Genomic DNA, 25,701 nt, shown 5'->3' with positions numbered 1-25,701 from the left:
CGGGACGCCGAGAAACCCGGCCGGTGGGCCACATACAGAATGTCGGTCATGGAAGCCCGAATCGCGATAGCCCCGTCCCCGGGGGCGGGAGCGGCCTACGACCGCCCCAACTCCCCCGGCCTCGACCTCCTGCGCCTCGCGGTCGAGGAGGCCGTGTCCGGCGGCGGGGGCGTCAACGTCCCGCTCGCCGAGGCGGACGGCCTGGTGTGGCTCATCCCCGGTGAGCCGGAACTGCTCCGCTCGACTCTGGACGCCCACCCCCGGATCGGCTGGGTGCAGTTCCCCTGGGCGGGAGTGGAGAGATTCACCGCGTCCGGCGTGCTCGACCGCCCGGTGGTCTTCAGCTGTGCCAAGGGGTCGTTCGCCGGGCAGGTCGGCGAGCACGCGCTCACGCTGATGCTGGCCTGCCTGCGCAACCTCGCCCGGCAGGCGCGCACCCCCCGCTGGTGCCCGGTCGATCCCCGGTCCCTGCACGGCCGGCGGGTGACGATCCTCGGCGGCGGCGGTATAGCGGGCGAGCTCATCCGGCTCCTGCGGCCGTTCGAGTGCCGGATCCGGGTGATCCGCCGCCGGGCGGAGAGCATCGAGGGCGCCGAGGAGACGCTGCCGCCCGGAGCCCTGCCCACGGTGCTTCCGGAGACCGACATCCTGGTGCTGGCCCTCGCCCTGACGCCGGAGACGACCCACGTCATCGGCGCCACCGAGCTGGCCCTGCTGCCTGCGCACGCCGTCGTCGTCAACGTCGCCCGCGGCGCGCACATCCGGACCGACGCGCTCGTCGAGGCCCTCCGCGCCGGGACGATCTCCGCCGCCGGACTGGACGTGACGGACCCGGAACCGCTCCCCGAGGGGCACCCGCTCTGGGCCGACCCCAGGGTGCTCATCACCTCGCACTGCGCCGACTCCGCCGAGTACGTCACCCGGATGTTCTGCGAGCGGTTGGAGCGGAACGTGCGCAACCTGCGGGCGGGCCTCCCGCTGGAGGGGGTCGTCGATCCCGCCGCGGGGTACTGACCCGCGACCGGATCAGTGGCCCTGGCCCGCGCCGATCACCTGCGCGGCGCCGAGGTAGCCGGCGAGCAGGCTCTCGGCGAGCGCCCGCACCGTGTCGTCTCCGGGCAGGAAGTACGGGCTGTGCAGTCCCGCCTTCGTGTCGGTGCCCACGAACAGCATCAGCGACGGCACGACCGACGCGAAGTGGGCGAAGTCATCGGCACCGCAGGAGCGCAACGTGGCGGGCATGTGGTGGGCGGCGTCGACGAGGATGCAGCCGGTCTCCTCGGCGAGGCGGGCGTCGTTGACGAGCACCGGATCCCCGTAGGTGATCCGCATCTCCGCCTCGCAGCCGTAGGCGCGGGCGACGCCCTCGGCGAGCTCGTGGAAGCGCTGGTGCAGATGCCGGCGCCAGGACTCCGACATCGTACGGATGGTGCCGCGAGCGGCGGCCTGCCCTGGAATCGCGTTCGGAGCGCTGCCCGCCACCACGGTCCCGAAGGTGACCACCGTCGGCGTCATCGGGTCGGCGTCGCGGCTGACCAGTTGCTGGGCGGCCACGATGACCTGGGCGAGTGCCAGGATCGGGTCGCGGGCCAGATGGGGATAGGCCGCGTGCCCGCCCTGCCCCTTGACGATGACGGTGAACTGGTCCGCGGAGGCGTTGACCGCGCCGGGAGTGCAGGCCGTCTGACCGGCGGCGAGCACCGGCTGGACGTGTGCCGCGATCATGGCGCCGATCAGGTTCCGCTGGAGCGCGCCCGACTCGACGATGTCACGGGCGCCGGAGGGGGGACCCTCCTCGCGAGGCTGTAGCACCGCGACCATCGGCGCCGGCGCCTTCACGTGGTCGATCGCCCTGGTCAGCGCGACCAGGGCGGCGAGGTGGACGTCGTGGCCGCAGGCGTGCATGGCACCGTTCTGCGAGGCCCAGGGCACCCCCGTCTCCTCGGGGATCGGCAGGGCGTCCAGCTCCCCGCGCACCCCGACGGCCAGGCCGTCGCCGCCGACCCGGAGGAGCGCGCCGGTCCCGGCCACCCGCTCCATCGCGCTGCCCTCGGGCAGCGCGTCCAGCACCCGTTTGAGCGTCGGCTCCTCCTGGCCGGACAGGCACGGCTCGGCGTGCAGTTCCCGGCGCAGCCGGTAGGCGGCGGGCAACTCGGCGTGGAGCGCGTCGCGGAGCCGCGCGCCGATCTCGCTCACCGTCTTCCCCCGAGACCGCGGGGGCGGCCGTCCCTCATGCGCCCTCCCCGCCGAGCACGTGGGCCACGGCCGGGCCGATGCCCCCGCTCACGCCGTCGACCACGGCGATCCTGTCGGACGGGTGCGAATCCATCAAATACTCCTCTGTGGTCGGCGGCCCGGTGATCGGGTATGACAAGGCTCGTCATACCCTTCTGAACCCCCTGAACCACTCGGAGCGTCGGCAGGGGCCCGGCGCCGGCACCGCCGCGACTCATCCTGTGAGGCGAGGATCCCTGGGCGGGTCACCGGCCGCCTCACCGTCCGCATCACCCGTCACGATGTCGCCTGTCACGATGCCCGCGCGCCCGGCCCGGATGCCGTACGCGAGGGTGACCGCGACGACGGCGAGCGGGAAGGCGGTGGCGACGAGGATGCCGGCGCGCAGACCCGAACCACCGTCGTCGGGGAGCACGGCCGACAGATCACCCAGAAGCCCGGTGGCCGCGGCGGAGGCGTCCGCGGCGGCTCCGGCGATCCAGGGACCGGCCGCGCCGCCGGCGTCGCCGAAGACGGCCAGCACGCCGAACATGGCCGCGCCGCCGAGCGGGAAGCGGGCGGCGGCGAGGCTGAAGGTCCCCGGCCACAGCAGGCTGACTGCCAGGCCGCACACCGCGCAGCCGACGAGGCTGACCACCGGGTCGGCGGACAGGCAGGCCACCAGGTAACAGACGGCCGCCAGCGCGCCGCACGAGGTCATCGCGGGTACCAGCGGGATCCGCTCGCCCCACAGTCCGTAGACGATGCGTCCGACGCCCATCAGGACCGCGAACAGGCACGGACCCGCCAGGTCACCCCAGACTTTCGAGACCCCCAGCCCCTCCTCCGCGAAGAGGGAGGACCACTGCGACATGGTCAGCTCGGCCGCGCCGGCGCAGAGCATCAGCACGACGGCCGCGGCGAAGGCGGGGGCGCGGAAGAGTTCCCGCAGTGCGGTGCGGTGCTCGTCCGGGACGGTCGCGGGCAGCGGCACCTTCAGGAAGGCCACCATGTTGACCAGCGGTATGAGTGCCCAGGCGACGGGCAGGACCTGCCAGGCGCCCTGACCGATCCAGGCCAGCAGCAGGGTGCTGCCCGCCACCACCGCGACCTGTCCCCAGCAGTAGAAGGAGTGCAGCAGGCTCATCGCCGCGGCCTTGCCCTCCTGCGGGCTGGGCAGCGCGTCCACGACGGGGCTGACGAGCACCTCCAGCAGACCGCCGCCGACGGCGTAGACGACGATGGCGGCACACAGTCCCAGGTACGGGGAGGGTGACAGCTCCGGGACCACCGCCAGCGACACCAGCCCCAGCGCCGACAGGACATGTGCCAGCACCAGCGGGATGCGGTAACCGGTCCGGTCCACGAACTTCACTGCCACGATGTCGGTGACCAGCTGGGTGGCGAAGTTGAGCAGCACCAGCCGGCCGAGCATCTCCAGTGGCAGCTGGTAACGGGTCTGGAAGACGATGAACAGCAGCGGAGCCAGGTTGTTGACGATCGCCTGGGTGACATATCCCGTGTAACAGGCGCGACGGGTGTGGTCGTACGTGGTCATGGGCGATGCGTGTCTCTCCCTGGGGGCCGGCTGTCCGCAGCCTATGGGGAGATACGCCGAGATTGTGCCTTCACCTGCCGGGGTGCGGTAACACGCCCCGCCGGGCGGCCCGCATCCGGCGCGTGACCGTCGTGCTCGGGACCGCCGTCAGAGCCGCAGGGCCGGGATACCGGTGGGATGAGGGCGGGCGGGCTCGGGGCGGCCGAGGACGAACCAGACGGTCTTGCCGCCCGAGGGGGAATAGGTGACACCCCAGTCGTCGGCGAGGGCGTCGACGATCTGCAGGCCCCGGCCACCGGTGGCCTCCATGTCGCGGGCGCACACGCGGGGCGCGCCCGTCCCGGGGTCGAAGAGCTCGCCGTGGACCAGCCCTCCGCCACCGCGGATTCGCAGTGCGCACGCGGCACCGCCGTGCTTGACGGCGTTGGTGACCAGCTCGCTGACGACCAGCACGCAGTCGTCTATGAGGTCGTCCGCACCCCACAGGGAGAGCTCCCGGCGAACCATCGAACGGGCGTCACGCACGCTCGACGGAGCGGCGGACAGCAGGCACTCGGCCGCGCACTCGGGGACGGCGTCGAGGTACGCCGCGGATGAGCTGTGGTGGAGAGACACCGCGCCTCCTTCTGATGGGAGCGCTCCCACAACAAAGGTAGAACATCTAACCGCATCTGTGAATTGATTTCGCCTTAATTGTTTCCGTCCTATGTCACGAAAGTGAGGAAAATTCACTTCATTGGCCGCCGTGGGGGGTCACCGGATATCACCCGGACCTCTTCGGTGCGGATTCCCCAGGTCACCGGCGGGCCACGGCCGCCGCACCGGAGGTCAGCGCAGCTGGGGAAGGACCTTCGCGCCGAACGCGTCGATGAAGGCGTCCTGCTGCCGGCCCACGTGGTGCAGGTAGATCTCCTCGAACCCCAGGTCCGCGTACTCGTTGATCCAGGCGGCGTGCCGGCCCAGGTCGGAGGAGACGTTGACCGCCTCGGCCACCTTCTCCCGCGAGACGTCCGCGGAGACCACGTCGAAGAGTTCGGCGGTCTCCAGATCCCAGCTCACCGGCGGGGAGAAGACGTTGCTCCGCCACTGGTCGTGGGCGATGTCCATGGCCTCGTCCTCGTTCTCGGCCCAGCTGAGGTGGACCTGGAGTGCCGCCTTTCCACGGCCGCCGGCGTCCCGATAGGCACCGACGACCTCGCGCAGCCGGTCGACGGGCCCGTTCACGGTGATCAGTCCGTCGGCCCACTCCGCGCACCAGCGGGCCGTCTCGACACTCACCGCCGCGCCGACCAGCTTCGGCGGGACGTCCGGGCGGCTCCACAGGCGGGCGCGGTCCACGGTCACCAGGCCGTCGTGGCTGACCTCCTCCCCCGCCAGCAGCGCCCGGATGATGTCGACGCACTCCCGCAACCGCCGCTTGCGGACCTCCTTGCGCGGCCAGCGCTCGCCGGTGATGTGCTCGTTGCTCGCCTCGCCGGTGCCGAGCGCGGCCCAGAAGCGCCCGGGGTACATCGCCCCGAGGGTACCGATCGCCTGGGCCACGATCGCGGGGTGGTAGCGCTGCCCGGGGGCGTTGACCACGCCGAACGGCAGGCCGGTGGCCTGCAGCGCCGCGCCCAGCCAGGACCAGGCGAACCCCGACTGCCCCTGCCGCCCGCTCCACGGGGAGAAGTGGTCCGACGACATCGCCGCCGCGAACCCCGCCTGCTCGGCCCGGGTGACCGCCTTCAGCAGTTCTGCCGGATGGATCTGCTCGTGTGAGGAGTGAAAGCCGTAGGTCGTCATCGTCCCCGGCTACCCGGAAGAGGGGCGTCCATTCCGGAAGGACGCGCCCGAGGGATGGCGGCGGCCGGTGCGGGCGGGGGTCGCGCCGCCGCGGGCACGGTCCCGGCCGGGGTCCGGCCGGGACCGTGCCCGCGGTCTCAGAAGGCCGAGGTGTAGGTGACCAGGGACGGGTAGTCGAGGCGGGTGCCGGCGTTGTAGCAGACGACGTTGCGAACGTACGCGGTACCTCCGCTGGTGGCCCAGAGGGTCTGCAGGTTGCAGAACTCCGGACCGGGTCCGTACGCGGTGACCTGGACGTGGTCCGGCAGGACTCCCACGATCGGGAAGAGCACCATGCGCTGGCCGACTCCCGAGCTCTGGACGGTGTTCAGCCCGCCCTGGGAGTTGTAGTTCACCGCCGGAGGAACCGGTCCGTACGGGCCGGGGTTGGCCGGGGTGTTGTCGAAGGTGTAGGCGAAGTTCTTCGGCGGGATCGCCGCGCCGGTGATGGCCCGCTCCCGCTGGTAGGTAAGGGTCCAGCCGGTGTTGAGCGGCGCGCTGGTCGCGTTGTGACAGCGCACCTGGACCGTCTGCGCGCCTCCGCTCGGGACCCAGTTGGCGACCTTGCACCGGGCGGGCTGAACGGAGTCGACCGCGGTGACCTGCAGGTTGCCGGCGAAGCCGGCCGAGCCCAGGCCGGGCAGAGTGACCGTCCAGGAGCCTCCGCCGCCGGCGACGGCGTTCCCCGCCCCGGCCGAGTTGAACTGGTTGACGATGGAGGTGCCGTCGTAGTACACGTAGCCGAGCGCCTCCGGCGCGGGCAGCAGGCCGGTGCTCTCCTCGAAGACGATGCTGTACGGGGTGGAGACCGGGGCCCCACCGTAGCGATAGCACTGCACCGCCACCACCAGGTCGGCCCCCGCGGGTCCCCACTTCTGCACCTGGCACCAGTAGGCGGTCTGGGAGATCGCCGTGACGTGGACCACGCCCTTGGTGGTCGCGATCTGCGGGAACCTCACGAACGTCTGCCCTACCCCGCCCGGGGAGACGGTGACGTTGAAGCCTCCCGGCCAGCTACCGGCCTGGTGGCCGGGGTTGGGGATACCCGAGGTGACGTCGACGACGGCGAAACCCCATCTGTCGGGGACGGCCGCCTGCGCGGCCGTGACGCCCGTCGCCAGCATGGCGACGACACAAAGGATTCCTGTGATCACTATGAGTAACTGACGCACGCGGTTCTCCATCGGCTCGGGGGGGTTGGGCGACCAGACGTGACGGTGGCACCGGGAGCTCGGCGGCAGAGAATGGACCGTCTGGGATCACAATTCGCTCCGAGTTCTTGATAACCCGCGCGGCATCCCTTGAGAAGACCCAACCTTACCGGGAGGATGACCCATCTTCGCTGATCAGGTCAGTGTTCGGACCAGATGAGCGGATCTTCCCAAAGGCGATCAACGGTCATTTCGCCGAGTACCGTATGAACATGCACAGCCGATCCGCCAGGATCCATGAGACAGGGTGTGAGACCGTGCCGGAGCACGAACCGAACGTTCCGCGTGTCATGTGGCGACTGCTGGAGCCTCTGCACGCCGTCACCTACTTCGCCCCGGAGGCTCGGGCGGCGTCCGACGCGGTCGGCATGCGCGGCTTCTGGATGGGGTACTTCGCGACCAGGGCGGCGCCGCTCGGACCGGTCGGCCCCGACGTCGTCACGGCCGCCTTCCACGGCTTCCCTCCGGCCAAGGTCTCCAGGGCACTCCCCGACGCGTGGACGTTCGCGACCCCCGGCGACGTGCTCCGCGCCCGGCTCGACGGGGCGAAGGCGGCGCTGCGGAACCTGCTCACCGACGAGGTGGCCGGCCCGGACGACCTGCGCGCGGCGGCCGACCTCGCCTGGCGGGCCGCCCGGCTCGCCGACACCGCCGGCCGGGTGCTGAGCGCGGCCAACCAGGCGCTGCCGGCGCCGGACGAGCCGCACCTGCTGCTCTGGCAGGCCGCGACCACGCTGCGCGAACATCGGGGAGACGGGCACGTGGCCGCGCTCGTCGCCCACGGCGTCTCCCCCACCCAGGCCCATCTGCTCAAGGTCGCCGCCGGGGAGACGGACCTGGACCTGCTGCGCGTGGCACGCCCCTGGCCGGACGAGGAGTGGCAGTCCGGTGCCGCCGCCCTGCGCGAGCGCGGATGGGTCGACGCCTCCGGCGCTCTCACGGCCGAGGGCACCCGGGTGCGCGCGCGGATCGAACGGCTGACCGACGAGGCCGCGGCCGGTCCCTGGCGGGCCCTCGGTGACGAGCGGACCTCCGTCCTCGCCCGGCTGCTCCGCCCGCTGACCGAGGCCGTCGTGAAGGCGGGCATCCCGCCGACGCTGAGCCCGATCGGCCTGCCGGCCGGAAGCGAGAACGGCCGGGAGCTCTCGCTCCCGGCCTTCCCCTCGAAGATCGGCTGAGGTCGGGGGCGGCGGGAGACCCGCCGCCCCGTCGTGGATCAGCTGAACGGCAGCCGTACGAGGGACTGGTTGCCGACGCCGAGGGCGGTGGTGCCGTTGCCGATGGCGCTCCAGACCTCGACCTTCACCTGGCCTCCCGACAGGTTGCCGAGCGTCCCCGAGGCGGACTGCGGCCCCGCGCCCTGCGTGTAGTGCTCCCAGCCCGTCACCGGGTCGGTGGCGAAGTAGGCGTAGGTCTCCACCCTGTCCCAGCTCCCGTTGCCGGTCAGATCGTAGGAGACGCGGATCTGGGTGCCGTTGGCGACCGTGGTGCCCGCGTCCACGAAGAGGTCGAACGTGGTGGAGCCGCCGTTGTAGGTGCCGGTGAGGCCGGTCGCCGTGAAGACCTGCGCGTTGGTCGGGGTGCCGTCGCGGTTGCCGTTGGCGGCGGCCAGCGTGACGGTGCCCGCGCTGCCCGCCGTGCCCGGCAGCCCGCCACCGGACTGCAGGTAGCGCGTCGCGGTGAAGGGGCCCACCGTCGGGGTCGGGGTGGGGGTCGAGGTGGGCGTGGGAGTCGGGTCGGGGCCGGTGGTGCCCCCGTTGGCGTTGCCGCCGCTCCAGGTGAGGGCTCCCGAGGTGACGGTCTTGCCCGCAGGCACGTTGAGCGTCGTGCCGTTGGAGAAGGTCACCGTGATCGCGCTGCCGGTGATGTTGGACGCGACATAGGTCCGGGCGCCGTTCTTGCTGAACACCTTGGCCAGCGGGTGGTTGGCGGTCACCGAGTTGTCCACGTTGCCCAGAGCTGCCAGGTTGCGGATCCAGTGGAAGGTGTGAGCCCTGCTCTCCCCCTCCTCCGGGGTGAAGCCTCCGCCTGCCCTGAGGTTCGCCAGTGCCGTGTCGCCGTTGCCCAGGGCGAGGAACTCCCAGATGATGTCCTGCCACACCGTGGGCGGGCCGCCGTTGTTGCGTACCAGTTCGTTGTAGTTGGTGGTCACGTAGCCGGGGTTGTCGCCCAGGTAGAAGTGCCCGCCGGTGACCGGGAGCATGTTGATGCCCTGGATCATCTCCGGCTCGGCGCTGAACCAGGTGGCGTAGGCGGCGCCGGAGCCCCAGACCATGCCGACGGTGCTGTGGCCGAAGGCGGCGGGGAAGTTCTGGTCGCGCACGTCGAACCAGTACTCCTGGATCGCCGCGTTCTGGGTCGTGTAGATGTAGATGCCCGCGTCGCGGACCGCGGTGTTGCCGGTGGCCTGTCCCCACTGGATGAGGGCGTTGGCGAAGTTCATGCCCTCGGACGAGGACTCCTGGTTGTTGCCCGAGCCGAACGAGCCGTGCCCGGCCGCCCAGTCGTGGCCCGCGTAGATGTCGAAGTCACGCAGGTACGGGAAGCGGGTGTCGTCGCGGTCGTAGTTGTTGGCGTCGCGGATCAGCAGGTCCACCATGCCGCCGTACTGGCTGGTCTTCGCCCAGTTGGGGTCGAACTTGGCCAGGGTCGCGGCGGCCGCGATGTAGTAGCCGTAGTGGAAGTGGTGGTCGTTGAGCTCCAGGTCGGAGCCGTACGAGGCCGGGTAGCCGAGCAGGGTTCCCCAGGCCGGGTTGTAGTAGAAGACCCGGCTGGTCTTGCCGGGTGAGGCGGTGAACCAGTCGTTGAGGCGGGTGCGGATGGCGTTCAGCGCGGCGGTGCGCACCGACGTCAGGTTGAGCTGGTCGGCGATCTCCGCGATGCGGGCGGCCCTGCCCAGGCCCTTGCCCGTCCAGTAGGTGTCGTCGCCGCGGTTGTCCATCGGGTTGCCGAGTTCGGCGTTGAGGTGGTTGGTGATCGTGGTGAGGTCGGCGCCCGAGTTGTCGGCCACCGCGGGAACCTCGGGCAGCACACCGGTGTACTTCATCGACGTTCTGAACTGCGTACCGGTGACGATCTTCATCTGGCCGCGCGCCGAGACGTAGGTCTGCGCCAGCGGCGTGGAGCCGGTCAGGTGGTTCCACTGGTGCGGGTAGAGCGCGATGACCGTGCCGGTCGCGCTGCCCTGCCTGGCCGTGGTGGTGAAGGCATACGTCGTGGTGAGCGTGCTGTTGGACGGCGTGTAGGAGTACGAGACCCGGGTGCCGGTGACGTGCGCGTGCGCGTACTGGCCGTAGGTGTTCGCCAGGGTCGCGCGGTCGCCGCCCGCGGGCAGCGCCGCCACCGAGAAGAAGCCCTTGCCCGCGAGGGACGAGCTGATCGTCGTGCCGCTCACCGACCAGGTCGCGCCGGTCGGGGCGTAGGCGACGTAGTCGCGGCCGCCCGCGGTGAAACCGATGGTGGCGCCGCTGTTGGACCAGACCGAGGGGGTGCCGGCCGCGGTGATCTGCGCGTCGCCGCCGGTGATCTGGAAGTAGGCGAACGGCAGGCCATGGCCGATGGTGGCCTTCATGGTCCGGCCGCCACCGCTCCAGTACGGGGTGACGGTCCAGTCGCTCCAGCCGTCGACCTTGACGTCCGGCGAGTTCAGGCCCGCGACACCGACCCTGATGTTCTCGACGTACGGGTAGTGGTACTCCCCCACCCCGGTGGCGGTGCCGCTGATCTGCGGGGTGGTGTTGTAGGAGAAGCCGAGGCCATTGCCGAAGGTGTCGTAGGAGATCGGGTGGGCATGCAGCGGCTCGCCGTACGCGCAGTCGGTCTTCTTGAACAGGATCGACGACCACCAGTCGTTGGTGGGCACGGCTCCGGCAGGGGCGTTGGCCGTCACCCACTGGCGGGGGTTGGTGGAGAGGGAGCCGCAGCCGGTCGGCAGCGAGCGGCCGGCCGGGAGGGTGTCGGCGTAGCCACCGGCGCCGACCGTGGCCGCCTCGGCGGAGTGGGCGGCGCCGAGGCCGAGCAGCCCGGCCACCAGCGCGACGGCCACGCCGGCGGCGAGGCGCCTGCGGCGGGTCCGGATGCGGTGGGCGAGTCGTCCTTCGCGGGGATACGCGTTGTCCGGACCCGTGGTCCGGATCGAGGGATCCATTGGGGGGTGCCTCCGGGGAGAGGAGTCGGGCTCCGAAGCGGACCGGAATGAGAGAGCGCTCTCTCACCGCAAAGTAACGGCCCGCGTCACAGCAGTCAACGTTTCGCGTTGGTAACGAATAAGTAAAGAGCAGATATGCAGGCGGGACGGCATAGGCCCAGAAAACAGGGCGTTCCATCGCATGACACCCGCACCTCGCCCCCGCAGGCGACACATCGCCCCCCTGGCCAACAATCAAGAAATGGGCCTATCCTGATCTGAGAGCGCTCTCAGCAGTGATCGACATCCAGCATCGGCCGACCGCCGGCCACCTCCACTTCCAGCTCCCGCGCGGCCCTCTCCGCCGGACCCGGCACCTCCGCCCGCGCGCGCCTGCCCATCGGCGCGGCGGCCGCAACTGGCGGAACGGTGACAAAATCAAGGCTGGACACTCAGCGTGACGGCTAATTTACTGTGCGTGACCATTCAGGCACTCCCCGTCCCAGGAGAGATCATGCGAAGCAGGAAGCTCATGACCGTCACCCTGAGCGTCGCCGTCGGCATCGCGAGCCTGACCGCGATAACCGCCTCCGTATCCGCCGCCGCCGACACGGAGGCCGCGGCCGACTTCACGGGCTACCAGATCGTCAAGCTCCCGAACGCCAACGTCCCCAACTTCCAGCGCCGCGTGGTCCGCTGCCCCGCCGGGAAGAAGGCCGTCGGCGGCGGCGCCGAGGCACAGGGCAACCAGGCCGTCCTGGTGGGTTCCTTCCCCACCGATGACGGCGGCGGCTGGATCGGCCTCGGCCGCCAGCCCGGTTACAACGACGTCGGCATCAGCGTCTACGCGATCTGCGCCAACGTCGGCTGATCACCACCCCGGAGATCGCGGGTCCAGGTCCTGGCCGTGCCGGTCAGGACCTGGACCCGCGATTCGCCGGCAGCGACCCGGCCGATCGAATGCTGTTCACCGACAGGAACCGCCTAAACCACACAGGCGACTACGTACCATTACTCCCAGAGTCCCCATGATCATGAGGATGCGACTCGACAACCGCGGTGGATCGGCGGCGGGTGGCTCATGCCACCCTTCGGTCTCCGAGTCGCGCATAGGCCGCGGGGTCGCAGAGCCCAGCCGATTCCTTGACGCTTTTCTGGCGGTGCGCACAGCCTGGGCAGGGCATCGATCCGCAAACGGTCACCAAGGGGGACAGATGCCGGGCAAACAGCGGATCCTGCGGCTGCTGGCGTGCGGACAGGGCTATGTGGAGATCGGCGAGATGCTCGGCATGCCACCGGGGCGGGCCTACCTGGTCGCGACCGGCGTGCCCGCCGACGGCGGCGACACGGTGACCCGGGAGCAGCGCGAGCGTCCCGGGATGCTGCCCTCGCGCAGCCAGCGTCTGGTCAATCCACGGGAGGTGAATCCGTCGGCGCGGGGCAACGTGCACCAGTGGATGCGTCGGCGCGCCTGGTCCGACCCGCAGATGCGCGCCAACGCGGGACAGGCTCGATGAGCCGGCGCGTCCCGTTCCGCTCCTGGCCGTTGTTGCGCCAGCTCACCGGCCCCGACCGGCTGGGAAGGGGGGCTGCCGTCAAGTCGCGGCGCAGCGAGGAGTCGACCGCGCGCACCGCGTCCGCCGATCGCGTGGTCAAGTCCGTGTGCCCCTACTGCGCCGTCGGCTGCGCCCAGAACGTCTACGTCCGCGGCGAGAAGGTGGTGCAGATCGAGGGCGACCCCGACTCCCCGGTCAGCCGGGGGCGGCTGTGCCCCAAGGGGGCCGCGAGCCTCCAGCTCACGACGGGGCCGGGGCGCCATCACAGGGTGCTGTACCGGCCGCCGTACGGGCGCGACTGGCAGGAGATCGGGCTCGACGAGGCGATGGAGATGGTCGCCGACCGGATCATCGCCACCCGGCGCGCCACCTGGGAGTGGGAACGCGACGGCAGGCGCACCGCCAGGACCATGGGCATCGCCGCCCTCGGCGGGGCCACCCTGGACAACGAGGAGAACTACCTGATCAAGAAGCTGCTGACCGCGCTCGGGGTGGTGCAGATCGAGAACCAGGCCCGGGTGTGCCACAGCTCGACCGTGGTCGGCCTGGGCTCCTCCTTCGGCCGGGGCGGCGCCACGACCTTCATGCAGGACCTTCAGCACTCGGACTGCATCGTCATCGAAGGCTCCAACTTCGCCGAAGCTCATCCGGTGGGCTTCCAGTGGGTGATGGAGGCCAAGGCGCGCGGCGCCGTCGTGATCCACGTGGACCCCCGATACACGCGCACCAGCGCCCTGGCCGACCTGCACGTGCCGATCCGCGTCGGCACCGATGTCGCCTTCCTCGGCGGAATCATCCACCACGTGCTGGAGAACGAACTGTACTTCCGCGAGTACGTCCTCAACTACACCAACGCGGCCACCCTCATCACCGAGGAGTACCGCGACACCGAGGACCTCGACGGGCTGTTCTCCGGCTTCAACGCCGACACCCGCCACTACGACTTCGAGACCTGGCAGTACCAGGGCATGCGGGTCGTGGCCGCCGCCGGCGACCGGGACGAGGACTACGAGCGGCACGACGAGGGCAGGCGTTCCAGCGGATGGCGATGGCCAACCTCGACTGGCTCGTCGTGCGCGACTTCACCCTGATCGAGAGCGCCACCTGGTGGAAGGACGGCCCGGAGATCGAGACCGGGGAACTGGCCACACAGGCCATCGGCACAGAGGTGTTCTTCTTCCCCGCCGCCGCCCACACCGAGAAGAGCGGCAGCTTCACCAACACCAACCGGATGCTGCAGTGGCACCACCAGGCGGTCGAGCCGTCCGGCGACGCCCGCAGCGACCTGTGGTTCATGTACCACCTCGGCCGGATCATCCGCCGCAGGCTCGCCGGCTCCACCGACCCCATGGACGCCCCGATCCTGGATCTCACCTGGGACTACCCCACCGAGGGGCGGGTCGCGGAGCCGGTCGCCGAAGCCGTGCTCGCCGAGATCAACGGCTGGGACGCCGAGGGCCGCCCCCTGTCCGCGTACACCGCCCTGAAGGACGACGGTTCGACCGCGTGCGGCTGCTGGATCTACTGCGGCGTGTACGCCGACGGCGTCAACCAGGCCGCACGCCGCAAACCGGCCGAGGAGCAGGACTGGATCGCCGCGGAGTGGGCCTGGGCCTGGCCCGCCAACCGGCGCGTGCTGTACAACCGGGCCTCCGCCGATCCCGAGGGCCGCCCGTGGAGCGAAAGCAAACGGCTGGTGTGGTGGGAGCGGATGGGCTTCTTCACCGACACCAGTGTCTGCATCGGCTGCAAGGCATGCGAGGTCGCCTGCAAGGAGTGGAACGCGATCCCCGACGACCCGCTCGGCTTCACCGGCATGTCCTACGACAACACCGGCGGCCTGGGCGCCTCGACCTGGCGGCACGTCGCCTTCATCGAGCAGCCGGGCCGCACTGCCGGGGCCGACGGCGCCGAGTTCCGCTGGCTGATGTCCTCCGACGTGTGCAAGCACTGCACCCACGCCGCCTGCCTGGACGTCTGCCCCACCGGGTCGCTGTTCCGCACCGAGTTCGGCACCGTGGTCGTGCAGGAGGACATCTGCAACGGGTGCGGCTACTGCGTGCCCGCGTGCCCGTACGGCGTGATCGCCCGCAGGGAGCGGGACGGCCTGGCCTGGAAGTGCACCATGTGCTATGACCGGCTCGGCGTCGGCCAGGAGCCGGCCTGCGCCAAGAGCTGCCCGACCGACTCCATCCAGTTCGGCGAGCTGTCCGAGTTGCGGGCGCGCGCCGAGCGCAGGCTCGCGCGGTTGCACGAGGCCGGCGTGGGCTCGGCCCGCCTGTACGGCCACGACCCCGGCGACGGCGTCGGCGGGACGGGCGCGTTCTCCCTGCTGCTGGACGAGCCGGAAGTGTACGGCCTGCCGCCCGATCCCGTGGACCGACCACGACATCGCCGGCTACCTCTTCCTCGGCGGGCTGGCCGGGGCCTCCTCCACGCTGGCCGCCGCGGCGGACCTGACCGGGCGGCGATGCCTGGCGCGGGCGGCCAAGGCCGGTGCCGCCTGCGCGCTCGGCGGCTCCCTGTACACCCTCATCCACGACCTCGGCCGTCCGGCCCGGTTCCTCAACATGCTTCGGGTGTTCAAGGTCACCTCGCCGATGAGCGTGGGGGCCTGGATTCTCGGCGCGTACGGGCCGCCGGCCGGCCTCGCCGCGCTGACCGCCGTCACCGGCCGCCTGCCGCGGACCGGGCGCGCGGCGACCGCCACCGCCGGGCTGATCGGCCCCGCCCTCGCGACCTACACCGCCGCGCTCATCGCCGACACGGCCGTGCCGGTGTGGCACGAGGCGTACCGCGAACTGCCCTGGCTGTTCGCGGGCTCCGCCGCTGCCTCGGCCGGTGGCCTGGGCATGCTGGCCGCCCCCGTCTCCGAGGCCGGCCCCATCTCGCCGTGGCGGGCGCACTGGCCGAGTACGCCGCCGCCCGCCGCATGGAGCGTCGGCTCGGCATGGTCGCCCGCCCGCTGGGCACAGGGCGGGGCGGCGTCCTGCTGCGCCTGGGCAAGGCCCTGAACATGACCGGGGCGGTGGCCGCGCAGACCCTCGCCCGCCGCGACAGGACCGCGGCCGTCGGCGCCGGAGCGGCCCTGCTGGCCGGAGCCCTGTGCACCCGCTTCGGCATCTTCCACGCGGGCCTGGAATCGTCCCGGGACCCGCGGTACACCGTCCAACCGCAACGCGCCCGCCTGGAGGAGGCGGCCGCCCGGGAGAGTGGGTCGTGAACCGGTTGAAGTCCTACCTGCCGCTGACAGCCATCGTCATCCTCACCTGCGGTACGGCGTGGTGGACCGCTCGTCACGGACCCCGGCGAAGCCGATACGACAGGGTTCGATGACGCGCGGCCGGCGCCCGTGCCGCCGTCCGCTACGAGTTGCCGGTACCCGACCAGCGCGCCCTGAGCCCGGCCGACCGGCGGGAACTGTACGTCCACCAGCGGCCTCACTGACCCGGATCGTGCCCGCGCGGAACATCGGCAAGATCAAAGGAGAGGATGTGACCGGCCCCTGCACCGAACCGGCTACCGGGGGCGGTTCAGCGTGAACGTGGCGGCGAATCCGATGCCGACGCCGCCGCGTTGCCGGCCGCGCAGCGCACGGCGAAGACGACCGTGATCATCACCGCTCCCTGCCCGGACGCCGATGGGTGCCCCGCTCGGATTTGGCCAGGAACGGCGAGCGGCCCAGGATGACGATTCCCGCCACCAGCGCGATCAGGCCCGCGACCTCGCCCGCGAGGGCGAGTGGGTCCACGCGCAGGCGCTCGCCGAGGATCGCCACGCCCAGCACGATCCCGATGACGGGCTCGGCCGCGGTGGTGGCCGGCAGGGAGACGCGCAGCGGCGCGGCGTCGAAGGCGCTCTGGTTGAGCAGGATGCCCAGCACCGCGACCACGAGCAATGTGTACGGCTGCCAGATGGTCAGCAGCCCGGTGAGTCCCTGCCCCGCCCGCTCCAGCGTGACCAGCGAGGCGCGGGTCAGCACGTCCTGGATCCCGTACAGCGTGCCCGCTGCCGCTGCCAGCAGCATCGCCTTGACCGGCAGCGCGGCTCGTACCGCCACCAGCACCAGCACGGCCGCCAGGATCAGCGTGGCCAGGATGGCCACCCACACCACCGAGGTCGAGCCGGGCACGCCGCCGCCCTGCGGCTGCCCGGACAGCAGGAACATCGCGACTCCCCCGCTGACCAGCACCGCTCCCAGCCACTCCCACCGGCCCAGGCGCTCCCGGTATGCGACCGCCGCCACGGCCAGGGCGAAGATGAGGTTGGTCGCCAGGAGCGGTTCGACGCGGGCGACGTCGGCACGCTGCAGGGCCAGCGCGCCGAGGACCTGGCCGAAGATCATCGCGGCGATGCCGCGTAGCCACAGTGGTTTGCGGATCAGGTCCAGGAGCAGGCGCGGGTGCAGCATCTCCCCCAGCGGTTCGGTGTAGGCCGCGTGCTGCTGAGCCACGAACCCCAGTCCGAGCAGGCCCGAGGCCGCCAGCCCCAGCAGCACGGTGACGATCACAGGACTGACGCCTGCCGGTCCCGCATCGCCACCTCCACGAATCCGCCGGATGAACCCAGGGAGGTATTTACCCACTTGTCCGATGACGTGGCGATGTCTGCAGAAACAGGATCACGCGGAGATCAACTCATCCACCACTCCGCTGGAGGTGACCGCGCGCCCGGGCCCGGAAACGACTGTGGGCACCCCCGCCGGAAGCGAGGATGCCCATGTCGTCGGCCTGTACCAAAGTGCGCCGCCAGGGACTCGAACCCCGGACCCGCTGATTAAGAGTCAGCTGCTCTAACCAACTGAGCTAGCGGCGCCCGACCTCGACAAGACTACCGGACCCGGCGCTGTAGTCCGTACATGAGCCGACATATGAGCATGTTATTTCGCGGAGTGGGGTGGGGGATGGAATCGCGCGGCCACCTGCGGTTCGAGAGGGGCCGCGCGGTGTTCCGTACCGGCCGGCCCGGACGGATCCCGTTTAGGGCTCCTCGCTCGGGTACTTGGTCCGGAGCCCGGAGAATCCAAGTCAAAGGAGATGTTCGATCATGCAGCCTGAGCTCTGGAACTACCGCGCCGACGTGTACGGCCAGGACAGGACGCTCGATGTCGCCGGGTACCACGTGGAGGCCACCGACGGGAAGATCGGCTCTGTCGACGAGGCGACGTACGAGGTCGGCGAGAGCTACCTCGTCGTCGACACCGGCCCGTGGATCTTCGGCAAGAAGGTCCTCCTGCCGGCGAGCACCGTGACCCAGATCGACCCGCAGGAGAAGAAGGTCTACGTCGCGCGCACCAAGCACGAGATCAAGGGCGCGCCCGAGTTCGACGAGGCCAACTTCAAGGAGCCCGCCTACCGGGACCGCGTCGGCGAGTACTACGGCCGCTTCCCGTTCGGGAGCGGACCGGGCACCGTCTGATCCGGAACGCCGGAAACGAGAGGGGCCCCGCCATCTGGCGGGGCCCCTCTCGTTTCCGATACCGCCCCGGAAGGTCCGGCCGGCGTTTCAGGGCCAGGTCGGGTCGCCCGAGGAGTCGAGGGAGTCGGGGATGACGTCGAGGCGCCCGAGAAGGGTGAGGAAGGTGGAGGCGTACGGGGAGTCCTGCACGACGGCGGCGACGCGGTTCCAGTCGACCTGCTCGCGCAGCGCACGGACCTGGGGCAGCAGCGAGCCGTAGTCGCAGGTGTGCTCGGAGAACGGCAGCAGCCACGAGATGACCAGGTCGGTGGCCTCCAGGACGGGCAGGATCACCGCCGAGGTCTTCATCGGCTCGGCTCGCTTCAGCAACTCCGGGGTGATCGGATGGTCGCAGATCGAGAAGATCAGATCCACCAGCCTGCCCTCGTCGAATGCCTTGACCAGCCAGTCCTCCGGCGGCTTGACCGTCTCGAAGCCCAGCTTGGCCAGCGCTTCGAGCGCGAGCGGCACGTCCTCGACAGGGAGAACGAAGTCGACGTCGTGCAGCGAGGGTGCGGCTCCGCGCGCGTACGCCGCGCAACCTCCGGCGAGCGCGAACCTGACATCCGCCTCTTTCAGCCCGCTGCTCGCCCGCTTCAGCGTTTCCAGGATTGCGTCCGTGACCTCATGACTGTGGCTTCCCATGGCTCACGCGTACCCCATAGCCTCCACGGTAGGCATGCCGGACTTTGACTCGGGTAAACGGAGCGTATGGTTCAGGTCGAACATACGCAAAAAGAAACCCCCCATCCCGGAGAAAGCCGTAAGGAACGCGTCGACCGCGAGCTCGGCGAGCTTCTACAGGGCCTGCGTGTCGCGGTCACCGGCGTGCAGGTGCTTTTCGCCTTCCTGCTGACGCTGCCGTTCGCTGCGGGCTTCAACAAGGTGGACGCCCTGGGGCACTGGCTGTTCTTCATCGCCCTGCTGAGCGCCGCCATCGCGTCCGTCTGCTTCATCACCCCCGCCGCCCAGCACCGCCTGCTGTTCCGGACCGGGCTGAAGGAGAAGATGCTGCACCGCGCCAACGGGCTCGGCATAGCGGGGGCCGCCGGGCTCGCGATCGCGATGACGAGCTCGGTCGCGCTGGTCGCGGAGACGGTCATCAACGCCTGGCCCGCGGCGGTGTTCGGCGGAGTCGTGGCCCTGTCCAGCGCCTGGCTGTGGTTCGTGCAGCCAATAATCGATCTGTACCGAACAGAGGATGACGATGACGAGGATGTTAAGTCATGAATTGTGAGGGCAGAGGCCGGTTATGGCTACTCTACTTTGGATCATCGCAGTTATCCTCGTCATCTCCGGGATCTATGTGATCCTGGCCCGTCGCGACCTCCTCTGGGGGATCGTCCTCATCGTCCTCGGTTTCCTCGTCGGCCCCGGGGGTGTGAGCATCTTCAATGTCTGACGCGGGCCCCGCGCTCGCGAAAACACCTGTTCGATGTCAACCCACTAGATTATTCGACGCGAGTTTCGCGCTCGCAGAAACGCAAGTCGCCCCGAACTCCCAAGAAGCCTCGCGGGCCGGGTCTCCCCGGCCCGCTTCTTCATGTCCCCCCTCCCCCACCGCCGACGGCCCCCGTGGCGGTGCGCCCGGTGGCGCGGGGGAGGGGGCGGCGCCCGTCCACCCCCGCGCGCCGCTTGACCGCGACGCGACAGGAGACTCCCCGGCCTTCAGGCCGGGGAGGGTTTCAAAGGAGGTACACCCCGTACGCCCGGCCCAGCACCGGCAGCGCCACGTTGCGCACCCGGATGCCGCCCGGGGTGACGCCCTTCTCCGTACCGGCGTGCGCGTGCCCGTGGATGATCAGGTCGGCCCCCTCGGCGTCGACCGCCTCGGCCAGCAGGTAGCTGCCGAGGAAGGGGTAGATCTCCAGCGGTTCCCCTTCGAGGGTGTCCTTGACCGGCGAGTAGTGGGACAGCACGATCCGGTAGTCGGCCTCCATCTCCTTCAGCGCCACCCGCCAGCGATCGGCGATCCGCTTGGTGTGGCCGACGAACGCCTTGATCTCCGGCTCGCCGAAGTCGCTGGCGCACTTGCCCGCGTACCCTCCGCCGAAGCCCTTGCCCCCGGCCACGCCGAGCCGCACCCCGTCGATGTCGATCACTGTCGCGTCGTCGTGCAGGACCTCGATCCCGGCCCCGCGCAACAGCGCGGCGATCTCGGCGGGCCGGTCGGAGTGGTGGTCGTGGTTGCCGAGCACGGCCACCACCGGGATCGGCAGGTCGCGGAACTCCTCCGCCACCACCTCCCCCTCCTCCATGGTGCCGTGCCGGGTCAGGTCGCCGGCGAGCAGCAGCACGTCGGCCCGATCCTCGATGCCGTCGAGCCGCCTGCGGTAATTCCCCTTGAGACTCTCGTCCAGGTGCACGTCCCCGACCGCCGCGATCCGCAGCGCGCTCACAGTTGCTCCTCCCTCACCGGCTCCACCACGCTCACGACATCGATCTCGTTGTGGACGGCCAGGCCGGGGGCCGCCTCCCCGGCCACCTTGGCGATCAGTTCGCGGCGGTCGGCGCTGGTGACCTGGCCGCGCAGGTAGAGCTGATCACTTCGGACATCCACCCGGACGCCGAGTTCCGTGGTTCTCTCGTCCTCGGCGAGCGCGCGCTGCACACGCGCGGCGACGTACTGCGGAGCCTCCATCGTCGAACTCCTTTCCGTCCAAAAAAGCTCGCCTTCCCAGGGAGCTAAAGGTCAAACACGTTTAAAGCACTCGCTGAGGGCAGAGGAGACGGCTGTGCCCAGGACGCGGGCACGCCTGCCCCGCATGACCCGGTGGAGACGTGCCTATGAAGATCGCCATGGTTTCAGAGCATGCCAGCCCCCTCGCGACCGTCGGCGGAGCCGACGCCGGAGGCCAGAACGTCCACGTCGCCGCCCTCTCCATCGCGCTCGCCACGCGCGGGCACGAGGTGACGGTCTACACCCGCAGGGAGTGCGCCTTCCAGCAGGAGAGTGTCGCCCTGGCCCCCGGGGTCACGGTGGTCCATGTCCCGGCCGGCCCGGCCATGACCCTGTCCAAGGACGACCTGCTCCCCTGGATGCCGGACTTCGGCCTGTGGCTGGCCAGGCGCTGGAACGCCGCACCGCCCGACATGGTGCACAGCCACTTCTGGATGAGCGGCCTGGCGGCCCTGGTCGCCGCGAGGGAGGTCGACGTCCCCGTCGCACACACCTTCCACGCCCTCGGTACGGTCAAGCTCCGCCACCAGGGCTCGGCGGACACCAGCCCGCGCGAGCGTCTCGGGATCGAGGCGATGATCGCCCACCAGGCGGACGCGGTCGTCGCGACCTGCGCCGACGAGGTGGCGGAACTGCGCCGGATGGGCGTACCGCACCGCCGTACGAGCGTCGTGCCCTGCGGCGTCGACGTGCGCTCCTTCACCCCGGTGGGCCCGCGCGCCGATCTCGGTCCGGGCCCCGTCCTGCTCGCCATCGGCCGTCCCGTGCCCCGCAAGGGCGTGGACACCACGGTCCAGGCCCTCGCCCACGTCCCCGGCGCCAGGCTGCTCGTCGCCGGCGGCCACCCGGACGACCCCGAGGTGGGCCGGCTCTCGCGGGCGGCCGTCAGGCACGGCGTGGCGGACCGCGTCAGGTTCCTCGGCAAGGTGGCCCGCGAGCGCGTCCCGGTCCTGATGCGCTCGGTGCACGCCGTGGTCAGCATGCCCTGGTACGAGCCGTTCGGCATCGTGCCGGTGGAGGCCATGGCCTGCGGGGTGCCGGTGGTGGCGTCCGCGGTGGGCGGGCACCTGGACACCGTCGTCCCCGGGGTCACCGGCCTGCTGGTCCCGCCTCGCGAGCCGCGCACGCTGGGGGACGCGCTGCGCCGGCTGCTCGCCGCGCCGGGCCTGCTGGCGGCGTACGGCGCCGCCGCCGCCGTACGGGCACGCACCGACTACGACTGGAACAAGATCGCCGCCCAGACCGCCGCCGTGTACGCGGGGGTGCTCTCCTCCCACGCCCCGGCATGGCGGAAGGGCGGCGCCCGCTCGTACCCGGGCGTCGCCTGACGGCTCCCCGGTCCCGGAATCAGGACGGAAAACCAGAAAGGCCCCCGGTCCCGTCGGGACCGGGGGCCTTCGGCCGGAGATCGGGCGCCGGGCCCCGAAGGGCCCGGCAGTCGATCACTTGCCGGTGGCTCTGTGGATACTGCGCGCCGCGGAACGGTCGATCGCGGCCTTGACCACACCGAAGATCGCTCCCTGGATGGCAGCCGCCACGAGAACCTCTCGCCAGCCGTACTCATCCGATGTCGCCTGGGGCGCGTCGTCCTTGCCCGACGCGAACTTCCAGACCTGCTTGAAGACGGCTCCGGCGATCGCGCCACCGAGCATTCCACTCGCGGCGCTCATACTGCGGGATACGACCCTGCTCAACGTCTCGCCCTCCGTTCGATTGACCGGAAGGCACGCCTACCCTTCCGGACCGGTACCTAACTCACACGACCGGGGGGTCGTTGTAGTGCCGCTCCTCGTAGACGCGACGGTGGGTGACCGGGTCCTCGACCACGGTGGTGGCCGTCGAGTCCGCCACCGCCCGGCGGGCGATGCTGAGCCGGTACACGGCGAACAGGAGCCATGCGAGACCGCCGATCATCAGGATGACACCGACGATGTTGATGTCGAATCCGGCGATGTCGAATTCGACCGCCCAGGTGAGAATGGCGCCGAGCATGATGAGAATGATGCCGCCTGCGATGGTCATGGGATCTCCTCCTTCGAGCCAACGCATCACATCTATCCCCCACACGGCTCCCAAACGTCACCCGGCGGAGACAGCTGCCGACCACGGCGTTCCCACGGACGTCACGGGCCTGACGACCTCGGAAAAGTCGTCAGGCCCGTGGGTCGCCGGCGCGGAGCCGGTCACTGGGCGGGCAGGACCGCGCCCTTGTACCTGTCCTCGATGAACTTCTTGACCTCGGCGCCGGCCAGGATCTCGGCGAGCTTCTTGATCCGGGGGTCGTCCACCTTGGCGGGGACGGTGACCAGGCCGTTGGCGTACGGGTTGCCCTCGCCCTTCTCCAGGAGCAGGGAGTCGGTCGCGGGCTGCAGCCCGGCCTCCAGGGCGTAGTTGCCGTTGACGATCGCGGCGTCCACGTCCTCCAGGGAGCGGGGCAGCTGGGCGGCCTCAAGGGGCTTGAACTCCAGCTTCTTGGGGTTGTCGGCGACGTCGCGCTCGGTGGCCTTGACGCCGACGCCCTCGGCGAGGGTGATCAGGCCGTTGTCGGCCAGCAGCTTGAGCGAGCGGCCGAGGTTGCTCGCGTCGTTGGGCACGGCCACCTGGGCGCCCTCGGCGAGCTCGGAGACGTTCTTGATCTTCTTGGAGTACAGGCCGAGCGGCTCGATGTGGACCGGGGCGACCCAGCTGAGCTGGATGTTCTTGCCCTTGGAGAACTCCTCCAGGTACGGGATGTGCTGGAAGTAGTTCGCGTCCAGGTTGCCCTCGTCGAGCTGGGTGTTGGGCTGGACGTAGTCGGTGAACTCGACGATCTCCAGGTTCAGCCCGGCGCCGGCGGCGAGGTTGTCCTTGACGTACTTGAGCACCTCGCCGTGGGGTACGGGGTTGACCCCGACCTTGAGCGGGGCGTCGGCCTTCGGCGTTCCGTCGGCCGGTTGGGCCGTGTCGGTGGACGTCCCCCCGCATCCGGCCAGGGTCCCGGCCAGGATCAGTCCGGCCACGATCCCGAATATCTTGCGCATGATTCTCCCCTAATTCCCCTTACAGCTGGTAGGAAATATCTCACAGAAGCGGGGAAAGGGACAAATCCTTACTTGTCACGCAAAGCCAGCATCTGCGCGATCTGCGCTGTACGCGAGATATCGACGCGTTTTGCCATCTCGGTGACCTTGGCGTGCAGCCCGGTCGCGACCTCCACCTTGGCCATCTGGGAGGCGTCGTCCTGCTGGGCGATGAGCATGTCGAGGAACCTTCTCTCGAACTCGGCCGGGGGCGCCGCGGTGAGCGCCGCCACCTCCTCGTCACTCACCCCGGGCATCCCGCCGTGCGCGGCGTGCTCGTCGTCCGGCGCCGTCGCGGGCTGCCCCCAGGCGGCCAGCAGGCCGGACATGGTGCTGGACTCGCGCTCCTGGGTCACGCCGATCGCCTCGGCGAGCTCGGAGACCTCGGGGCGGACCTGCCGCTCCCGCGCCAGCCGCACCAGCCGCACCACCTGCGCGTTGTGCGGCACCATCATCTGCAGGAACATCACGTCGGGGGCGTTGAAGGCGACCCCCTCGGCGGTCCCCGTCGGCGGGGCGGGCGACGGGCTGGGCACCCCCTGACCCGCACCGTGTCCGTCGTGCGCGTCGTGGCCGGAATCCTGGCCGGCACTCCGGGCGGCGGCGCCGTGCCCCGCGTGACCGGACGCGCCGCCCCGAAGCTCCTGGATGCTGTGGGCACCGCAGCCCGCGAGCAGCAGGACGCCCAGGACGACCGCCGGGACCGCACGTCTCATCGAATACCTCCAGGGTGGAGACCCCGGACTCTGACCCCGGGGGAGGAAGCGCGGCACGGTGCCGCGTGTTTCGGCGTGGTGCTCGGTGTGCTGTGCGGCGGCGAGGACCGGTCCGCCGTGCGCGTGCCGCGCGGCGCCCTCGCCGTCGGGCAGGCGGAACCGGTGCGGGACCTCGGGGGGAACGCCCGGCCGGGACGGTGGCTCGTCCCGGCCGGACGTCAACGGGTCAGACGCGCTGCCAGAGAGCCGGCACGTTCGGCGGCTCCCAGCCCGCCAGCGCGGTGTGCGCCTGCAGGCACCGGTAGGTCACGCCCCCGTAGGTCACCGTGGCGCCCGCCGCATAGGCGGTGCCCGCCTGCCAGGTGCCGCCCGGCTGGCTCGTCGGGGTGACGGTCGGGGTCGGCGTCGGGGTCGACGTGGGGGTCACCGTCGGGGTCGGTGTGGGACTGGGATCGCCTCCCCCGCCGAAGTTCACGTCCGAGCAGGTGTAGAAGGCCTCGGTGCTGCCCACGACGCGCTGCCAGATCGAGAAGATGAGCTGGCGGCCGCTCCGCTGCGGGAGGTTGATCGTCCAGTTGGTGAACGTGCTGGGGTTCTGGTTGTTGAAGGTCCTGATGTGCTCCAGGTCCGACCACTTCAGCGGCTGGGTCGGGTTCCAGCTCTGCTTGGTGATGTAGAACTCGAAGTTGCTGTTCGCGTGCGGCGCGGTCGCGTGGTAGGTGACCGTCAGCGGCCCCGGGGAGACCTGGGTGGCGGGCCAGTCGGCCCTGGTGAGGTTGAGTCCCCGGTACTTGTCGCGCCCGGCGCCGCAGAGCTGGCCGTCGGGAATGATCTGGCGGTGGTTGCCGCCGGCTTCGAGCCGGGACACCTCGTGCCAGTCGTAGAAGGCCTGGGTGCCTCCGGCCGCGACGGCCGCCTTACAGGCGTCGGACTTGGGGGTCTCCGGACCCTCCGTCTTGCAGACGTAGGCCCGGCTGGGCGGGTTCGACATGGAACCGTGGGCGACCGCCGCGGTGGACGGCAGCAGCGCGAGCAGGGACCCTACGCTGAGCGCCGCGGCGGCACCGGTGGCCACCTTGTGTCGCAGATGCACGTGGACTCCTCCTGGGTCGGGGAATGGAGGCAGGACATGTCCAACGAGCCGACGGATAGCACGTTATTAACAAGAAACCTTACTAAGAGTACGTCCCATAATGCCAGTCGGACGAGGATACAGATCCCTGACCGGCACGATCCCAGGCCCCACCGAGCGGGTTCCGCGCCCCCGCCCGACCGCGCCTCCGTTCACCGGAACCCCGAG

The 25,701-nt window shown here is 70.4% G+C and carries 24 protein-coding genes, 1 tRNA gene and 2 pseudogenes; 11 read left to right on the top strand and 16 right to left on the bottom strand.

Annotated features, from left to right (window positions below):
* Positions 1 to 48: 48 nt before the first annotated feature.
* Positions 49 to 1,014, top strand: a complete 966-nt coding sequence (locus ACFQVD_RS41290) for a D-isomer specific 2-hydroxyacid dehydrogenase family protein (RefSeq protein ID WP_343962889.1) — start codon at positions 49 to 51, stop codon at positions 1,012 to 1,014.
* Between the two features lie 12 nt (positions 1,015 to 1,026).
* Here ACFQVD_RS41290 and ACFQVD_RS41285 read toward each other — a convergent pair whose 3' ends face one another.
* From ACFQVD_RS41285 to ACFQVD_RS41265, 5 genes are all read right to left on the bottom strand, one after another.
* Positions 1,027 to 2,196: a M20 metallopeptidase family protein gene (locus ACFQVD_RS41285; RefSeq protein WP_343962891.1), complete on the bottom strand. Its 1,170-nt coding sequence runs from the start codon at positions 2,194 to 2,196 to the stop codon at positions 1,027 to 1,029.
* Between the two features lie 253 nt (positions 2,197 to 2,449).
* Positions 2,450 to 3,772: an MFS transporter gene (locus ACFQVD_RS41280; RefSeq protein ID WP_343962893.1), complete on the bottom strand. Its 1,323-nt coding sequence runs from the start codon at positions 3,770 to 3,772 to the stop codon at positions 2,450 to 2,452.
* 147 nt (positions 3,773 to 3,919) lie between these two features.
* Positions 3,920 to 4,387, bottom strand: coding sequence for an ATP-binding protein (locus ACFQVD_RS41275; protein WP_343962896.1), 468 nt, complete (start codon positions 4,385 to 4,387; stop codon positions 3,920 to 3,922).
* A 213-nt stretch (positions 4,388 to 4,600) separates the two neighbouring features.
* Entirely contained in the window at positions 4,601 to 5,557 is a 957-nt protein-coding gene (locus ACFQVD_RS41270) for a TIGR03885 family FMN-dependent LLM class oxidoreductase (protein ID WP_343962899.1), read from the bottom strand.
* 137 nt (positions 5,558 to 5,694) lie between these two features.
* Positions 5,695 to 6,720 carry a hypothetical protein gene (locus ACFQVD_RS41265; protein ID WP_343962901.1) on the bottom strand — a complete coding sequence of 342 codons (1,026 nt, stop codon included), beginning with the start codon at positions 6,718 to 6,720 and terminating at the stop codon, positions 5,695 to 5,697.
* Between the two features lie 299 nt (positions 6,721 to 7,019).
* Here ACFQVD_RS41265 and ACFQVD_RS41260 point away from each other — a divergent pair, with 299 nt between their 5' ends.
* On the top strand, positions 7,020 to 7,985 hold the full coding sequence (locus ACFQVD_RS41260; RefSeq protein WP_343962903.1) for an SCO6745 family protein: 966 nt from the start codon (positions 7,020 to 7,022) through the stop codon (positions 7,983 to 7,985).
* A gap of 38 nt (positions 7,986 to 8,023) precedes the next feature.
* Here the strand turns inward: ACFQVD_RS41260 and ACFQVD_RS41255 are convergent, their stop codons facing one another.
* Complete coding sequence (locus ACFQVD_RS41255) at positions 8,024 to 10,954, bottom strand: glycosyl hydrolase (RefSeq protein WP_343962905.1); 2,931 nt, start codon at positions 10,952 to 10,954, stop codon at positions 8,024 to 8,026.
* Between the two features lie 493 nt (positions 10,955 to 11,447).
* Between ACFQVD_RS41255 and ACFQVD_RS41250 the strand changes: the two genes are divergently transcribed.
* The 5 genes and pseudogenes from ACFQVD_RS41250 (at position 11,448) to ACFQVD_RS41230 (ending at position 15,712) form a co-directional block, all read left to right on the top strand.
* Positions 11,448 to 11,804: a hypothetical protein gene (locus ACFQVD_RS41250; RefSeq protein ID WP_343962907.1), complete on the top strand. Its 357-nt coding sequence runs from the start codon at positions 11,448 to 11,450 to the stop codon at positions 11,802 to 11,804.
* A gap of 343 nt (positions 11,805 to 12,147) precedes the next feature.
* Positions 12,148 to 12,450, top strand: a complete 303-nt coding sequence (locus tag ACFQVD_RS41245; protein ID WP_343962909.1) for a hypothetical protein — start codon at positions 12,148 to 12,150, stop codon at positions 12,448 to 12,450.
* Positions 12,447 to 13,993, top strand: a pseudogene (locus ACFQVD_RS41240) (molybdopterin-dependent oxidoreductase); the annotation flags it as partial. The gene ACFQVD_RS41245 and the pseudogene ACFQVD_RS41240, both read left to right, overlap by 4 nt.
* Before the next feature lie 207 nt (positions 13,994 to 14,200).
* Positions 14,201 to 15,503, top strand: a pseudogene (locus ACFQVD_RS41235) (4Fe-4S dicluster domain-containing protein).
* Complete coding sequence (locus ACFQVD_RS41230; protein ID WP_364148626.1) at positions 15,440 to 15,712, top strand: hypothetical protein; 273 nt, start codon at positions 15,440 to 15,442, stop codon at positions 15,710 to 15,712. The pseudogene ACFQVD_RS41235 and the gene ACFQVD_RS41230 overlap by 64 nt, the downstream one beginning before the upstream one ends.
* A 393-nt stretch (positions 15,713 to 16,105) precedes the next feature.
* On the opposite strand, the gene ACFQVD_RS41225 is transcribed toward ACFQVD_RS41230, so the two are convergent.
* On the bottom strand, positions 16,106 to 16,999 hold the full coding sequence (locus tag ACFQVD_RS41225; RefSeq protein WP_343962913.1) for a DMT family transporter: 894 nt from the start codon (positions 16,997 to 16,999) through the stop codon (positions 16,106 to 16,108).
* Positions 17,000 to 17,230: 231 nt separating this feature from the next.
* Positions 17,231 to 17,304 (bottom strand) — tRNA-Lys (locus ACFQVD_RS41220).
* Positions 17,305 to 17,535: 231 nt separating this feature from the next.
* On the opposite strand from ACFQVD_RS41220, the gene ACFQVD_RS41215 reads away from it, so the two are divergent.
* Entirely contained in the window at positions 17,536 to 17,907 is a 372-nt protein-coding gene (locus tag ACFQVD_RS41215; protein ID WP_343962915.1) for a PRC-barrel domain containing protein, read from the top strand.
* 87 nt (positions 17,908 to 17,994) lie between these two features.
* On the opposite strand, the gene ACFQVD_RS41210 is transcribed toward ACFQVD_RS41215, so the two are convergent.
* Positions 17,995 to 18,591 (bottom strand): hypothetical protein, encoded by a 597-nt coding sequence (locus tag ACFQVD_RS41210; protein WP_343962917.1) that lies wholly within the window; start codon positions 18,589 to 18,591, stop codon positions 17,995 to 17,997.
* Positions 18,592 to 18,657: 66 nt separating this feature from the next.
* Here ACFQVD_RS41210 and ACFQVD_RS41205 point away from each other — a divergent pair, with 66 nt between their 5' ends.
* Together ACFQVD_RS41205 and ACFQVD_RS41200 are read left to right on the top strand one after the other, a co-directional pair.
* Entirely contained in the window at positions 18,658 to 19,176 is a 519-nt protein-coding gene (locus tag ACFQVD_RS41205) for a DUF6328 family protein (RefSeq protein WP_343962919.1), read from the top strand.
* A 22-nt stretch (positions 19,177 to 19,198) separates the two neighbouring features.
* Positions 19,199 to 19,348 (top strand): GPGG-motif small membrane protein, encoded by a 150-nt coding sequence (locus ACFQVD_RS41200; protein WP_165959640.1) that lies wholly within the window; start codon positions 19,199 to 19,201, stop codon positions 19,346 to 19,348.
* 283 nt (positions 19,349 to 19,631) lie between these two features.
* Here ACFQVD_RS41200 and ACFQVD_RS41195 read toward each other — a convergent pair whose 3' ends face one another.
* On the bottom strand, positions 19,632 to 20,345 hold the full coding sequence (locus tag ACFQVD_RS41195) for a metallophosphoesterase family protein (RefSeq protein ID WP_343962926.1): 714 nt from the start codon (positions 20,343 to 20,345) through the stop codon (positions 19,632 to 19,634).
* On the bottom strand, positions 20,342 to 20,587 hold the full coding sequence (locus ACFQVD_RS41190) for a BON domain-containing protein (RefSeq protein ID WP_343962927.1): 246 nt from the start codon (positions 20,585 to 20,587) through the stop codon (positions 20,342 to 20,344). The genes ACFQVD_RS41195 and ACFQVD_RS41190 overlap by 4 nt, the downstream gene beginning before the upstream one ends.
* A gap of 146 nt (positions 20,588 to 20,733) precedes the next feature.
* Here ACFQVD_RS41190 and ACFQVD_RS41185 point away from each other — a divergent pair, with 146 nt between their 5' ends.
* Positions 20,734 to 21,954, top strand: a complete 1,221-nt coding sequence (locus ACFQVD_RS41185) for a glycosyltransferase (protein WP_417801425.1) — start codon at positions 20,734 to 20,736, stop codon at positions 21,952 to 21,954.
* Between the two features lie 114 nt (positions 21,955 to 22,068).
* Here ACFQVD_RS41185 and ACFQVD_RS41180 read toward each other — a convergent pair whose 3' ends face one another.
* The 5 genes from ACFQVD_RS41180 to ACFQVD_RS41160 all read right to left on the bottom strand — a co-directional run bounded on the left by ACFQVD_RS41180 (position 22,069) and on the right by ACFQVD_RS41160 (position 25,494).
* Positions 22,069 to 22,296, bottom strand: coding sequence for a DUF4235 domain-containing protein (locus tag ACFQVD_RS41180; RefSeq protein ID WP_030913067.1), 228 nt, complete (start codon positions 22,294 to 22,296; stop codon positions 22,069 to 22,071).
* Between the two features lie 85 nt (positions 22,297 to 22,381).
* The gene (locus ACFQVD_RS41175; protein WP_343962929.1) at positions 22,382 to 22,648 is read right to left on the bottom strand and encodes a DUF6458 family protein; all 267 of its coding nucleotides are present in this window, start codon (positions 22,646 to 22,648) and stop codon (positions 22,382 to 22,384) included.
* Positions 22,649 to 22,809: 161 nt separating this feature from the next.
* Positions 22,810 to 23,646: a MetQ/NlpA family ABC transporter substrate-binding protein gene (locus tag ACFQVD_RS41170; RefSeq protein WP_343962930.1), complete on the bottom strand. Its 837-nt coding sequence runs from the start codon at positions 23,644 to 23,646 to the stop codon at positions 22,810 to 22,812.
* Positions 23,647 to 23,714: 68 nt separating this feature from the next.
* Positions 23,715 to 24,401, bottom strand: coding sequence for a DUF305 domain-containing protein (locus ACFQVD_RS41165; protein WP_343962931.1), 687 nt, complete (start codon positions 24,399 to 24,401; stop codon positions 23,715 to 23,717).
* A gap of 226 nt (positions 24,402 to 24,627) precedes the next feature.
* The gene (locus tag ACFQVD_RS41160; protein WP_343962932.1) at positions 24,628 to 25,494 is read right to left on the bottom strand and encodes a lytic polysaccharide monooxygenase; all 867 of its coding nucleotides are present in this window, start codon (positions 25,492 to 25,494) and stop codon (positions 24,628 to 24,630) included.
* Positions 25,495 to 25,701: the final 207 nt, after the last annotated feature.

This window comes from Streptosporangium amethystogenes subsp. fukuiense, assembly GCF_042665875.1.
Lineage (GTDB): Bacteria > Actinomycetota > Actinomycetes > Streptosporangiales > Streptosporangiaceae > Streptosporangium > Streptosporangium fukuiense.
The sequence above is the reverse complement of the archived record's forward strand: the minus strand, read 5'-3'. Positions and strand labels throughout refer to the sequence as shown.

Bases quoted from the DNA above. Each gene is read 5' to 3' on its own strand.
- ACFQVD_RS41255 (WP_343962905.1), bottom strand. From the start codon at position 10,954: ATGGATCCCTCGATCCGGACCACGGGTCCGGACAACGCGTATCCCCGC.
- ACFQVD_RS41205 (WP_343962919.1), top strand. From the start codon at position 18,658: ATGGTTCAGGTCGAACATACGCAAAAAGAAACCCCCCATCCCGGAGAA.
- ACFQVD_RS41190 (WP_343962927.1), bottom strand. From the start codon at position 20,587: ATGGAGGCTCCGCAGTACGTCGCCGCGCGTGTGCAGCGCGCGCTCGCC.
- ACFQVD_RS41210 (WP_343962917.1), bottom strand. From the start codon at position 18,591: ATGGGAAGCCACAGTCATGAGGTCACGGACGCAATCCTGGAAACGCTG.
- ACFQVD_RS41290 (WP_343962889.1), top strand. From the start codon at position 49: ATGGAAGCCCGAATCGCGATAGCCCCGTCCCCGGGGGCGGGAGCGGCC.
- ACFQVD_RS41165 (WP_343962931.1), bottom strand. From the start codon at position 24,401: ATGAGACGTGCGGTCCCGGCGGTCGTCCTGGGCGTCCTGCTGCTCGCG.
- ACFQVD_RS41250 (WP_343962907.1), top strand. From the start codon at position 11,448: ATGCGAAGCAGGAAGCTCATGACCGTCACCCTGAGCGTCGCCGTCGGC.
- ACFQVD_RS41170 (WP_343962930.1), bottom strand. From the start codon at position 23,646: ATGCGCAAGATATTCGGGATCGTGGCCGGACTGATCCTGGCCGGGACC.
- ACFQVD_RS41245 (WP_343962909.1), top strand. From the start codon at position 12,148: ATGCCGGGCAAACAGCGGATCCTGCGGCTGCTGGCGTGCGGACAGGGC.
- ACFQVD_RS41185 (WP_417801425.1), top strand. From the start codon at position 20,734: ATGAAGATCGCCATGGTTTCAGAGCATGCCAGCCCCCTCGCGACCGTC.
- ACFQVD_RS41200 (WP_165959640.1), top strand. From the start codon at position 19,199: ATGGCTACTCTACTTTGGATCATCGCAGTTATCCTCGTCATCTCCGGG.
- ACFQVD_RS41180 (WP_030913067.1), bottom strand. From the start codon at position 22,296: ATGAGCGCCGCGAGTGGAATGCTCGGTGGCGCGATCGCCGGAGCCGTC.
- ACFQVD_RS41260 (WP_343962903.1), top strand. From the start codon at position 7,020: ATGCACAGCCGATCCGCCAGGATCCATGAGACAGGGTGTGAGACCGTG.
- ACFQVD_RS41265 (WP_343962901.1), bottom strand. From the start codon at position 6,720: ATGCTGGCGACGGGCGTCACGGCCGCGCAGGCGGCCGTCCCCGACAGA.
- ACFQVD_RS41270 (WP_343962899.1), bottom strand. From the start codon at position 5,557: ATGACGACCTACGGCTTTCACTCCTCACACGAGCAGATCCATCCGGCA.
- ACFQVD_RS41175 (WP_343962929.1), bottom strand. From the start codon at position 22,648: ATGACCATCGCAGGCGGCATCATTCTCATCATGCTCGGCGCCATTCTC.
- ACFQVD_RS41215 (WP_343962915.1), top strand. From the start codon at position 17,536: ATGCAGCCTGAGCTCTGGAACTACCGCGCCGACGTGTACGGCCAGGAC.
- ACFQVD_RS41280 (WP_343962893.1), bottom strand. From the start codon at position 3,772: ATGACCACGTACGACCACACCCGTCGCGCCTGTTACACGGGATATGTC.
- ACFQVD_RS41230 (WP_364148626.1), top strand. From the start codon at position 15,440: ATGGTCGCCCGCCCGCTGGGCACAGGGCGGGGCGGCGTCCTGCTGCGC.